Raw genomic sequence first — 12428 nt, forward strand, 5'->3', positions numbered from 1 at the left:
GCCTGACCCCATATCGTTGGGGCCAGGCCCGATTTTGCCTCTTGACAATGTCCTGCTCATATTAAAAGGAACGTCCCCTTCTGCCGGCAAGCTATGTTGATATTTGAGTTGTCGTCGTTTCGTTCGTCTGGGCCGTTTCGGCGTCATCGCCTTGCTTGTCTTCGTCCTTTTGAGCATCTGCAATAGTGGTGGCCACCGCAACGATACCGCGCTGGGGCGCGACGCCCGTCTGGGTCTGAGCGCCCTCGACAACTTCTGTGCCTGCATGCGCGAGCTCGGGCGATTTAAACACTGCGTCCAAGTTGGCGCCACCGCCGGCGTAGCCAAGCGCAGCGAGTGCGATGACGATCACTGCAACGGCGACCGCGATCGGAACATAACGGTGCCAACCAGCCGGATTGAGTCCGCTGCGGCGAGCCGCCCCGCGGCTAATATAACCGAGCGTTCCGTCGTGCTTGAGCTTTGAGCCCACCACGCGTTTGCGGCCCCACAGCGAGGACTCTGCCTGCATTGCCAAGCGGGCGCTTGCCGAAGGATAGCCGTATTTAGTGCGCTTGAACGAGCCATCAAACCCCGAGGCGTGTTTGCCCCACGTCACCGATGTTGTGCGTCGGTTGACCGGCGCGGCACTCCGCCTTCTGCGGCTCGGTTTTGAAGTCTCAGCCATATGCCCTCGCACGCCGTAACCAAATCGAAACAATAACGCTTTGGACTGTAGCACACGCGTCGCGCGCGGTCACGGGCGCCTCGCTCAACGGTCATCGTCCTTCAGCAAGCGCCACAGCGTTGTACGGCTTATGCCCAGCACCTCCGCCGCACGGGTTCGGTTGCCGTGGAGATGATCTACAACCAGATGCGCGATATCTCGCTCGGTATCGGCCAGCGGTCGCAGGATATACAGATCGCTTTCGAGCGTCGGGGCGCCAAAGGTTGCGGTCTTAATCACGTCCTCTTGGGCGAGCACTTCCTCCGCCACAGCGCGGTCCACCGTGCCCGCCCCCACCAATATATACAGTCGTTCCGAGACCTCGCGGAGCTGCAGATAATTGCGCGGCCAGCGGTAAGCATCGAGCGTTTTCGTCGCCGCGGCAGACAGCGTGGGCGCTGCCGTCCCAAATGCATCAGCGAGATATTCCAAATAGCGCGCAGCCTTCGTCGACGCGGCTCCCTGCTCGGCGATTGCCGGCGCCACGCTCACCGCACAGGCGAAGCGCTCGGTCACAAAGGCGACTTGATCACTTTCGCTGCCGCCCGGCATGTCATTCGCCGTCAGCACCACATGGCAGCGCGTCGCCAACGCGGTGTCGGCCATCGTGGAAACGAGCTCGCGGAGGCGCTGGGGGCCAACCGCGTTCCAGCCCTCAATGCAAAGGGTCAGCCCCGTTTGGAACAGCGGCGATTCGGAGCTTTTGAGCATATGGCGCCAACCGCGATCGGTGAGCTCATCGAGCGCAACGGAAACAAAGGGCTGATCGGCAAAAGGACCGTCCAGATAGAGGCGCTTGGCGATCTCGACCTGACCCGCTCCCAGCTCACCCTCGAGCATAAGGGGCACACCGCGCGCGTAGCTCTCGGCAACCGGCGCAGCCACCGAGGCCGCCCCCTCAACGATGCCGTACGCGCTCGATTCGTAGCGGGCCTCAACCTCGTCGGCGTTGAGCCACTCGATGCCCGCATGCGCCGCGGCGCCGCGCACCTCGCGGACCACGACGACCCAAAGGCCCCCGCCCTCTTTGTCGGTGGGGCGAACGGTCAGGCTCAGGCGCGTACCCGCACGCCCCATAACCAGACGCGCGCCGTCTCCTATACGGTCGAGGCGCTCAGCGACAAAAGCCGCCACATCCCGCTCGAGCGCCGTGTCATTCATGGTCGAGATCGCGACGTCCCCACGCGCATCGATTGCCAATGCCGAGGCCCCGGCAGCAGCCAGGGCCTCGGTCAAGATGTTCAGCTTGGCATCGCTATCCATGATTTGCCCCTGTCCGCAGCGACGTGCAACCGCCGACGGTCGCACGACCAAGTGTTTCAAAATTGAACGATATTGCTCACCAAGCACTATAGGGCAGAAAGCGCCGTCCTGCGAGTATAGGTGTTGCCCCGCATCGCCATCCTGGCGGGGCGATAAGAGCTCTTCGGGACTTATAAACCTGCGGACAAGCCATACCCGCAAGAGCTCCTATCGCTCCACCGCAGGCTTGCGCTCACCAGCGCGCAGCACGCAGCACGCAGCACGCAAATAAGCTACTTCTCTACCAGATTCCCAGCACGTGCTGCATTCCCAAACTCATGCACGCAATGCCAATCCAGCAGCAAAAGCCCAGCGCGATGGGCTTGCCGCCCTTTTTGACCAGCTCGACGATATCGGTATTAAAGCCAATTGCCGCCATGGCCATCACGATAAAGAACTTCGACAGCTCCTTGATGGGCGCCGTAAAAGACGCGGGAAGCTGAAGCACCGTGGTGATTACGCTCGCCAGCACAAAGAACAGCACAAACATGGGAAACGCGCGCTTAAGCGAGAACGTGCTCTTAGCGTCGCCACCGGCCTTGCGTGCCAGATGCATCTGCCAGCATGCGAGGACCAACGTGATGGGAATAATGGCCAGCGTCCTGGTGAGCTTGACCACCGTGGCGCTCTCGAGCACATTGGCGCCGGGATGCATGCTGTCCCAAGCGCTCGCCGCAGCCGTTACGGACGAGGTGTCGTTGATGGCGGTACCGGCAAACAGGCCAAAGCCCTCGTTGGTCAGCCCGAGCATGCCGCCAAGCGTTGGAAACACGAGCGCCGCGATAACGTTAAACAGGAAGATGACCGAAATAGCCTGGGCAATCTCGCGATCGTCGGCATCGATGACGGGCGCGGTCGCGGCGATGGCAGAACCGCCGCAAATCGACGAACCCACACCCACAAGCGTCGCGATCTTGCCCGGCACGTTCATAACGCGGCAGAGCACAAAGGCGATGACAAGCGAGGTCGAGATTGTCGCCACGATAATGGGCAGCGACTGGGCGCCCTTGGACAGAATCTGGGAGAGGTTCATGCCAAAGCCAAGCAGGATGACCGCGTACTGCAAGACTTTTTTGGACGTATAGGTAACGCCGGCGACAAGCTGTTCGCGACGATTCTTGGGAAAGACGAGCGCCAGGACCATGCCAAAGAGGATGGCAAATACCGGACCGCCGACCACCTCAATTTGTTTGCCGAGCAACGTCGCGGGAATGGCGATGATCAGGCAGAACAAGACGCCTTTCCAGCGCTCGCGTACGATGTTTGCCAGTTGCATATGGGATTCCTTCTTTCTATTTCACGTTTGCGACGGCTTATGATACGGCAACATTGAGCGCAGCCTTGCGCAAACACAGACTAAGATGCCGCAATAGTTCTCAGGCAACAGCCGAATTACCCACCGCGGAGAGCTGATTCGCGGCATAATTAACAACTGACATATGAGTTTGATAGAACAGTTGCGAGGCGCTATGGAAGAATCGATGCACGTCGGCGAGCAGGAAACGAGCCTACAGGACCAGTCCTATCACACCATTCGACGCAAAATCGTCTACTTGGACTACAAGCCGGGCGAAAAGCTGGGCGTCAAGCAGCTTTGCGATGACCTGGACATGGGTCGCACGCCCGTGCGCGAGGCTTTGGTTCGCTTGGCGCAGGAAGGCCTGGTGCGCACCGTGCCCCAGAGCGGCACCTACGTCTCACCCATCAACCTCACCCTTGCCGAGAGTGCCTGCTACATCCGCGAGCATCTGGAAAAGCAGGTGATTGTGGAGTGCTGTGCGCGCGCCACGTCGGCCGGCATCGAGCAGCTCGACCGCGCCATCGTGCTGCAGGAAAAGGCCATGGCCGAAGAGGATCGCATCGGCTTCTTTTTGAGCGACAACCTCATGCATCACATGATTTTTAGCATCGCATGTCGCAGCACCGTGTGGTCGTGGCTCGAAGAGACCAATGCCGACCTTGAGCGCTTCCGCTGGCTGCGCGCTGCCACGCAGGTTCTCGACAATCAGGACATCGTGAACGAGCACAAGCAGATTCGCCGCGCTATCGCCGGTCGCGACCCCATCGAAGCGAGCTTTTTGGTCAGCAAGCACCTGCACATGATGTTCCGCAATCAAACCGAGGTTCTGGACCAGTTCCCCGAGTACTTCGAGACCAGCAAGCTCCGCTAACCTGCCAAAAAGGGACAGGTTTATTTTGGCAGGTTTTATCCGAGCAAATGCAACAAGGCCCGGCTCCGTCTTGATGCGGAGCCGGGCCTTAGTCGCTAGAACGGCGGAACCAACTACTCGACGGTGACGCTCTTGGCCAGGTTGCGGGGCTGGTCGACGTCGCAGCCGCGCAGGATGGCGACCTCGCGTGCGAGCAGCTGCAGAGGAACGCTCGCCGTGATGGGGCTGAACACGTCGCGGACTGCCGGCACGCGGATGATGCAGTCGGCGATCTTGTTGATCTCCTCGTCGCCCTCAGTGGCAACGACGATGACCTTGGCACCGCGCGCCTTGCACTCCATAAGGTTCGACACGGTCTTGTCGTAGGTGGCACTCTTGGTGGCCACAGCGATGACAGGGAAGCCCGGGTCGATCAGGGCAATGGGGCCGTGCTTCATCTCGCCAGCGGCGTAGGCCTCGGCGTGCAGGTAGCTGACCTCCTTGAGCTTGAGCGCACCCTCGTAGGAAATAGCGGCACCCATACCGCGTCCCACGAACAGCGCCGACTGCGCGTCCTTGCATAGCAGGGCGGCCTCGTGCACGGCCTCGGTCTGCGTGTCCAAAATCCACTGGATCTGCTCGGCCGTATCGGAAAGCTCGCGGAACATCATGCGCGCTTGCTTGGTGGTCAGACGGTACTTGACCTGCGCCAGCAGCAGAGCCAGCAGCGTGAGGCTCACAACCTGGCCGATGAAGCTCTTGGTCGAGGCGACCGCGATCTCCTTGTTGGCCTTGGTATAAATGACGCCGTCGCTCTCACGCGCCACGGGGCTGCCCACCACGTTGGTGATGCCAAAGACCTTGGCGCCCTTGATACGCGCGTCGCGAATGGCGGCGAGGGTATCGGCCGTCTCGCCCGACTGGGACACGGCAACGACGAGCGTCGTCGGCGTGATGATGGGGTTGCGATAGCGGAACTCGCTGGCAGCCTCGACCTCGGTGGGAATGCGAGCCCAGCCCTCAATAAGGTTCTTTGCGATGAGTCCTGCGTGATAGCTGGTGCCGCAGGCGATCACGTAGACACGGTCGATGTCGTTGAGCTCCTCGAGGGACAGGCCCAGCTCATCGATATCGAGCTCGCCGGCAGGCGTCATACGGCCAACCAGCGTGTCGCGCACGACGCGCGGCTGCTCGTGAATCTCCTTGAGCATAAAGTCGGGATAGCCGCCCTTTTCGGCCATGTCCAGATCCCAATCGATGTGGGTGACCTTGGGCTCGATGACATTGCCGGCCTCGTCGGTGTACTCGACGCCCGCAGGCGTAAGCTTGGCAAACTGACCGTCCTCGAGCACCACGACATCGCGGGTGGCGTCGATGAGCGCGATGACGTCGGAAGCAACGTAGGAGCCGGTCTCGCCCACGCCGACCACAATCGGGGAGTCCTTGCGGGCAACGGCGATCACGCCAGGCTCGTCGGCGCACACGGCGGCCAAGCCATAGGCGCCTACCACGTGGGTGCAAGCCTCGCGCACGGAGGCCATCAGGTCGTGCGTCTCGGCATAGGCCTCTTCGATCAGATGCGCGAAGACCTCCGTATCGGTCTCGCTCTTAAAGTGATGGCCGCGGCCCTCCAGCTCCTCGCGCAGTTCGGCGAAGTTCTCGATAATGCCGTTGTGGACGATGGCGATGCGACCGTCGCAGCTAGTGTGGGGATGAGCGTTAACGACGGAAGGCTTGCCGTGGGTAGCCCAACGGGTGTGACCGATACCGCAGGTTGCGTCGCTATCGATATTGGAAAGCTCGCTCTCCAGACCCGCGACCTTACCCACGCGGCGGATAACGTCGAGATGCGCCGCGGCGCCCTCGCCTACCTCAAGCGCGACGCCCGAGGAGTCATAGCCGCGATACTCCATGCGCTTAAGGCCTGTGACCAGGATGTTCTTTGCAATATCAGAGCCGGTGTAGCCGACAATTCCGCACATAGGATAAATCCCTTCGTTCGCGTGACTGCAAAACGCCCACGCACGACGGGCGCTGAGACGTATAACGTTCGAGTATTGTACTCACGCAAACGCAAGCTGATATACCAGAAGTGGTATCTCAACTTAGATACCACCCGATGCACACACGTCCAGCCGGTCCAAACCACCACAAAGGTACCTGTCCCCTTCGTGGCAGTCGCGCTGGCAACGGCGTTTCCCCAGATAAACCTGCCAAAATAAACCTGTCCCTTTTTGGTAGGTTTAGGATGCTACAATCTGGCTTGTATTTGAAACGCATCAAAGGGGCCGCTATGGCAAAGGTAAAAATCAGCGACGTCGCGCGCGAAGCCGGGGTTTCGTTGGGCACGGTTTCCAACGCGCTCAACCATCCCGATAAGTTGCGTCCCGAGACCCTCAAGCTCATTAACGAAACCATCAGTCGACTGGGTTACCTGCCCAACCAAAGCGCTCGTCAGCTCGCGGGCGGCGCCACCAAGTCCTTTGGCCTGGTGCTCCCCCGTCTCGATCACGGCTTTTCGCTCCAAATCGCCAGCGGCGCCCACAACGAGGCCCGCAAGCACGGCTACGACCTGCTCATCGCCAACGCCGATAACGACGATATTCTCGAGGACCATTACCTGCGCTACTTTATGGGCACGCAGATGTCCGGCGTCATGGTTCAGCCCATGGCATCCCCCGACTGGCACCCCGCCATGGCCAAGATGCCCGTGCCGATCGTCCACCTGGACATCCATTGCTCCGAGCCCGGCTACTACGTAGCGGCCGACAACGAGGCCCAGGGTCGCATCATTGCCGAACTCGCCATCGCCCGCGGCGCGCACCATATTGTCGTCGTCGGCCGAGCAGCATTTATGCAGCTCACCCTACGTGTGCTTGGCATTCACAAGGCCCTCGCTCTGCACCCCGATATCAAGATCGAAGTCATCGACGCCGGCGAATGGAATACCGCTGCCGACGGCTACGGCATCGGTGCCCAAATCGCCGAGCGCCCCGCGAACGAACGCCCCGATTTTGTCGTCGGCCTGACCGACGTGTTGGCCTCGGGCGTTATCTCGGCGCTGGTCGACAAGGGCATCTCTGTCCCCGGGCAAGTACGCGTAGCAGGTTGCGATGGCAACCCACTCGCTTGGAGCGGATCGGTCCCGCTCACTACGGTAGCGCCCCCGGGCTACGAGATTGGCCGCAAGGGCGTTCAATTGCTCATGGAGCAAATCGAGAACAAGGCCCCAGCAAAGACCAAGCATATCCGCGTCGGCTCTACAGCGCGCACCGTCACCGCAGTCACCGCCGCCGAGGACATCAACCGCCAAGAACTGGTACGTCCGTTCCTGCTGGAACGCGCCAGCACCCAGGCAAGCAGCCAGACCGACGCCACGGCCATCAACCTCGGTGCGTATCTATAGCACGCCCGCAAGTATGCTAAGTCGCCGCTCAAGCAAAAGAGGCCCGACCATTGCCGGACCCCTTTTGTTTAAGCGCAAACGTAAGCAATTGCTCGTTTCAACGCCGCAATTGTCTAGCGCACGGCCTTGACCGCCGCCGCCAGATCGAACAACGTATCGAGCACGGCCTCGCAGCCATCCACCACGTCCTGCGGCAGCGGCACGATATCGGGGACGGCAAAGACGTGGCAGCCAGCCGTAATGCCCGAGACGCAGCCGTTGCGCGAATCCTCGACCACGGCACATTCCTCGGGAGTAAAGCCCGCGCGCTCGCAGGCGAGCAGATACATCTCGGGGTCGGGCTTGCCATGCACGACGTCCTCGCCACACGTTACCGTTTCAAACTTGTCAAAAAGACCGAATGCTTTAAGGTTGCGCTCGGCCGTAACATGGCGCGATGACGTTGCAAGGCCTACGTGATAGCCCGCAGCCAACAGCTCGTCTATGCACTCGGCAGCGCCGGCCTTAAGCTCCAGATCGGTCTTGACCGTCTCGTCGCGAATCTCCTTGTGGCGGACATAGATCGCCTCGGCGGTCTCGTGGCTGCCGTAATGCTTATCGAGGATGTTCATGACATCGGGTAGCGTGCGACCGATAAACTGATGGATCAGCGCTTCATCAATCGCGAGCCCCAGCTCAGCGGCGCCTGCCTTCCAGGCCCTAATCCCCAAACGCTCGGTATCGACCAGCGTTCCATCCATGTCAAAAATAACAGCCTTGATCATATCGGTCCCCCATCGACTCTCGCTGTCGCATTGCCGCAACTCTACCGCATTTGACAACTTGTATATAACGTATATACCATATTGCACTTTCGTTACACAGATAGAAGTCTTATGGCAAGTAACGCATTAGGATTATAGTTTTCAATCGAGTACTCAACGATAAGGATCGTTTCATGATTTTAGACACCACGGCACCCGCAGAGGAGCTTCAAGACAAGCTATCGGCGCTCGAACAGCTGCTTTTGGCATACGGGCGCGTGGCTATCGGGTTTTCCGGTGGCGTCGACAGCAGCTTTTTGGCCGCCGTATGCGCCCGCATCATGCCTACCAATACCCTCCTCGTCCATCTCACCACGCCGCTCATCGGCACGCCCGAGCAGGCTTCGTTTGAGCGGTCCGTTGATGGACAAGCCAATGAAGGACCGCATTTTAAACTCCCCGTGCTCAATCTTTCGGTGGATCAGCTGCAGCTCCCCCAGGTAGCCTGCAACGATGCCAATCGCTGCTACCACTGCAAGCACGCCGGCTTTACCGCCATCGTCAACCACGCCAAGTCGCTCGGCTTTCCCACCGTCATCGATGGCAGCAATGCAAGCGATCGCGGTGACTACCGCCCCGGCATGCGTGCGGCAAAAGAGCTCGGCGTACGCTCCCCTCTCATGGAGGTCGGCTTTACCAAGGACGAAGAGCGCGAGCTGCTGCGCGCATGGGGCTATCCCGTTTGGAACCTGCCGGCGGGAGCATGTCTTGCCACCCGCGTCCCCACGGGCGAGGAGCTTACGCGCGAGAAGGTCGATTTAATCCGCGCCTGCGAGGATTACCTGCACGATCTTGATCTGGCACAGGTACGCGCGCGCTTGATCGGCGGCTGCATGCATATCGAGGCCGCACCCGCAGATGTCGCCAAGATTGCTACCCTCGGTGGCAACGCCGTTGACGCCGAGGGCAAAACCCCGCTGCCCGCCGCCATCGAGTCCGCGCTGCGCGAGCTGGGCTGCGACCATATCTCCCCCGAGGTCACCCCCTACATTCACGGTGCCATGAATCTTTAGGTTACGCCGTTTTACAAACGGCGTAACTGCTCGGCGCTGCGCAGGCCCCGGGCACGGCAATCTGACGTTCAACTTCACGGGCGCGACCAAAAGGTCAGCGCCCGCTTGTTTCACGTCACCTTACCGCACCCGGAGCCCGCTCGCTCGCATATGCTCAACCTGGACTGCGTTAACTGACATGCCAAAAAGGGACAGGTTTATTTTGGCAGGTTTTATCTGGGGAAATATCGCGAGGCAGTCGCCCCTCTAGCACCCATCTAACTTCGAGAGGCACTAGAGAGACGACCCGGCTGCATCTACTTCTTCCGATATCGGCGGTTACGACTCGTCGATGAACCCATTACTTCGATGAGCCCTTTATCCGCCATTTTTGGCAGATGGTAGCTGACGGACAAATCTTGGCATTCCGTCTCTCTAAAACAATAGATTTATCTCTCTAACTTTAGAGAGATAAGCGCCTTGTTTTAGAGAGACATTTAGAGAGATGTATCGAATTCGCTGCTAGATTGCCTAATGCTATCTCTCTAACCAACCTTCTCTTTAGAGAGACATTTAGAGAGGCGAGCGCAATCTCTCTAATCAAGGGCTCCACTCTTTAAGGTGCACACTTCCTAACCGTGCCCTAAGTTGCGGTGAAATAACTCACGATTAGCCTGCCAAAAAGGGACAGGTTTATTTTGGCAGGTTTTATCTGGGGAAACGCAAACAGGGCCGCGACACCTATATGGCGTCGCGGCCCTTTTCCTTGGAGAAGGATCGATTGATTGAACGGGATGACCGTCCTAGTCTTCGAGTCCGCTATTGATGAGCTCCGCAATCTCAACGGGATCGGTGCTCGCGCGCACCTTGTCGCGGAAGCCGGCGTCCATCAGCATTACGGCAGCCTTGGAGAGCAGGCGCAGATGCGTGGTTCCAGCCTCGCCGGCAGGCACGTACAGCGCGAGCGCAACATCGACAGGTACCCCATCGAAGCTCGGCCATTCAACGGGCTCGACCAGTTTAAGCACGGCAACGCCCGGCGTATGGATTGCGTCGCTTTTGGCATGCGGAACGGCAAAACCGGCGACAAGGCCGGTCTCGGCCTCGTTCTCGCGAGCAATGAAGGCAGCCTCTACGGCAGATGCGTCATCGGCAAAGCCGAGCTCGATGGCCTGCTCGGACAAATAATGCAGAGCGTCCTCGCGCGAGGCAGCGGTATACCCGATCGTCACTTGGTTGGCAGATACAAATCCCATGGAAACCTTCCTTACAACACGGACCTAACCGCAGCTTCGATGCCGTCGGCGTCCAAACCGTACTTGTGCAGCAAATCGACCGCAGGGCCGGACTCGCCATACACATCGCGCACGCCGACGCGTCGCATCGGCACCGGATGCTGCTCTGCGAGCACCGAGGCCACGGCCTCGCCAAGACCACCGATAATCGAATGCTCCTCGGCGGTGACCACGCGACCAGTCTTCTTGGCGCTGGCAACCACCAGGCGCTCATCAAGCGGCTTAATCGTGTGCATGTTGATGACCTCGGCATCGATACCATCGGCAGCGAGCGCCTCGGCAGCCTCAAGCGCCTCGGCGACCATAAGGCCACAAGCGATGATGGTCACATCGGACCCCTCGCGCACGACCACGCCGCGACCAATCTTGAACTCATAGTCCTCGTAATCGTTGATGACCGGTGTTGCCAGGCGGCCGAAGCGCATGTAAACCGGGCCCTCAAACTCATAGGCGGCGCGCACACAGGCACGAGCCTCGACGTCGTCGGCGGGAACGACCACCGTCATACCCGGAATCGTGCGCATGAGCGCAATGTCCTCGCAGCACTGATGCGTGGCGCCGTCCTCGCCCACCGAAATGCCGGCATGGGTAGCGCCAATCTTGACGTTGAGGTGCGGGTAGCCAATGGAATTGCGGACCTGCTCGTAGGCGCGACCGGCGGCAAACATCGCAAAGGTGCTCGCAAAAGCAACGCGGCCCGTGGTCGCGATGCCGGCGGCAAGACCCATCAGGTTGCTCTCGGCGATGCCGGCATCGTAAAAGCGCTCAGCATGAGCAGCCTTAAACTTACCCGTCTGCGTAGCGGCTGCCAGGTCGGCATCGAGCACTACAAAGTCATCGTGCTCATTGCCCAGCTCGACGAGCGCCTCGCCGTAGCTTACGCGCGTGGCGACTTTCTTGACGTCTGCCATTAGAGCTCCTCTCCTGCTGCCGCGAGCTCGGCCATGGCCTGCTCAAACTGCTCGTCATTGGGCGCCTTGCCATGCCAGCCAACCTGGTTCTCCATAAAGGAGACGCCTTTGCCCTTCACCGTCTCGGCGATGATAGCGACGGGCACGCCGGTCACCTCACGAGCCTCAGCGAAAGCCGCCTCAATCTGCGCCATGTCGTTACCGTCGGCAAGCTCGATCACATGCCACTTAAATGCGCGGAACTTGTCAGCGAGCGGCATGGCCGAGTTGACTTCATCGATCGTACCGTCAATCTGCAAGCCGTTGTGGTCGACGACGGCAACAAGATTGTCGAGCGCATGGTTGCCGGCGAACATGGCCGCCTCCCACACCTGGCCTTCCTCGCACTCACCGTCGCCCAGCAACGTGTAGACACGGTAGCCGTCGCCCCAGTGCTTAGCGGCAAGCGCCATTCCAACTGCAGCAGAGATGCCCTGACCGAGCGATCCGGTGGACATATCGATGCCCGGGGCGTCGTTCATGTTGGGATGACCCTGCAGTCGGCTGCCAATATGACGGAGCGTCTCGAGCTCTTCGACGGGAAAATAGCCGCGATTTGCCAACACCGAATACAGGCCCGGCGCCGCATGACCCTTGGAGAGCACAAAGCGATCGCGATCGGCCTTGTGAGGGTCGGCAGGATCGATATTCATTTCCTCAAAGTACAGATACGTCATGATGTCGGCAGCACCGAGCGATCCACCCGGGTGTCCCGACTTGGCCGCGTGAACCGCAGTCACGACACCCTTCCTGACCTCATTGGCGACCTTCGCCAGCTCCTGGTTGGTCATACGAATTCCTCTCTTGAGAACAACCCCGGCACC

Annotated in this window: 11 protein-coding genes; 3 read left to right on the top strand and 8 right to left on the bottom strand. The window is 59.9% G+C overall.

What is annotated here, in order from left to right; all coding sequences use genetic code 11:
- Positions 1-91: 91 nt before the first annotated feature.
- The 3 genes from AB5767_RS08210 to AB5767_RS08220 all read right to left on the bottom strand — a co-directional run bounded on the left by AB5767_RS08210 (position 92) and on the right by AB5767_RS08220 (position 3284).
- Positions 92-667, bottom strand: a complete 576-nt coding sequence (locus AB5767_RS08210) for a hypothetical protein (RefSeq protein ID WP_368132227.1) — start codon at positions 665-667, stop codon at positions 92-94.
- A gap of 84 nt (positions 668-751) precedes the next feature.
- Positions 752-1969, bottom strand: coding sequence for a helix-turn-helix domain-containing protein (locus AB5767_RS08215; protein ID WP_368132226.1), 1218 nt, complete (start codon positions 1967-1969; stop codon positions 752-754).
- Positions 1970-2249: 280 nt separating this feature from the next.
- The gene (locus AB5767_RS08220; RefSeq protein ID WP_368132225.1) at positions 2250-3284 is read right to left on the bottom strand and encodes a YeiH family protein; all 1035 of its coding nucleotides are present in this window, start codon (positions 3282-3284) and stop codon (positions 2250-2252) included.
- Positions 3285-3477: 193 nt separating this feature from the next.
- Here AB5767_RS08220 and AB5767_RS08225 point away from each other — a divergent pair, with 193 nt between their 5' ends.
- Positions 3478-4179, top strand: coding sequence for a GntR family transcriptional regulator (locus AB5767_RS08225; protein WP_050766156.1), 702 nt, complete (start codon positions 3478-3480; stop codon positions 4177-4179).
- Between the two features lie 113 nt (positions 4180-4292).
- Here the strand turns inward: AB5767_RS08225 and glmS are convergent, their stop codons facing one another.
- The gene (glmS, locus tag AB5767_RS08230) at positions 4293-6140 is read right to left on the bottom strand and encodes a glutamine--fructose-6-phosphate transaminase (isomerizing) (protein WP_118373168.1); all 1848 of its coding nucleotides are present in this window, start codon (positions 6138-6140) and stop codon (positions 4293-4295) included.
- A gap of 311 nt (positions 6141-6451) precedes the next feature.
- On the opposite strand from glmS, the gene AB5767_RS08235 reads away from it, so the two are divergent.
- Positions 6452-7564 carry a LacI family DNA-binding transcriptional regulator gene (locus AB5767_RS08235; RefSeq protein WP_368132223.1) on the top strand — a complete coding sequence of 371 codons (1113 nt, stop codon included), beginning with the start codon at positions 6452-6454 and terminating at the stop codon, positions 7562-7564.
- A 113-nt stretch (positions 7565-7677) separates the two neighbouring features.
- Here AB5767_RS08235 and AB5767_RS08240 read toward each other — a convergent pair whose 3' ends face one another.
- The gene (locus tag AB5767_RS08240; protein ID WP_368132222.1) at positions 7678-8328 is read right to left on the bottom strand and encodes an HAD family hydrolase; all 651 of its coding nucleotides are present in this window, start codon (positions 8326-8328) and stop codon (positions 7678-7680) included.
- A gap of 173 nt (positions 8329-8501) precedes the next feature.
- Between AB5767_RS08240 and larE the strand changes: the two genes are divergently transcribed.
- The gene (larE, locus tag AB5767_RS08245) at positions 8502-9380 is read left to right on the top strand and encodes an ATP-dependent sacrificial sulfur transferase LarE (protein ID WP_368132221.1); all 879 of its coding nucleotides are present in this window, start codon (positions 8502-8504) and stop codon (positions 9378-9380) included.
- Between the two features lie 782 nt (positions 9381-10162).
- Here the strand turns inward: larE and AB5767_RS08250 are convergent.
- The 3 genes from AB5767_RS08250 to AB5767_RS08260 are packed head-to-tail and all read right to left on the bottom strand — an operon-like array spanning position 10163 to position 12395.
- The gene (locus AB5767_RS08250) at positions 10163-10615 is read right to left on the bottom strand and encodes a PTS sugar transporter subunit IIA (RefSeq protein WP_161162227.1); all 453 of its coding nucleotides are present in this window, start codon (positions 10613-10615) and stop codon (positions 10163-10165) included.
- An 11-nt stretch (positions 10616-10626) separates the two neighbouring features.
- Positions 10627-11565 (bottom strand): transketolase family protein, encoded by a 939-nt coding sequence (locus tag AB5767_RS08255; RefSeq protein WP_368132220.1) that lies wholly within the window; start codon positions 11563-11565, stop codon positions 10627-10629.
- Positions 11565-12395: a transketolase gene (locus AB5767_RS08260; protein WP_195361472.1), complete on the bottom strand. Its 831-nt coding sequence runs from the start codon at positions 12393-12395 to the stop codon at positions 11565-11567. The genes AB5767_RS08255 and AB5767_RS08260 overlap by 1 nt, the downstream gene beginning before the upstream one ends.
- Positions 12396-12428: the final 33 nt, after the last annotated feature.

This window comes from Collinsella aerofaciens (assembly GCF_040926265.1).
Taxonomy (GTDB): domain Bacteria; phylum Actinomycetota; class Coriobacteriia; order Coriobacteriales; family Coriobacteriaceae; genus Collinsella; species Collinsella aerofaciens_BB.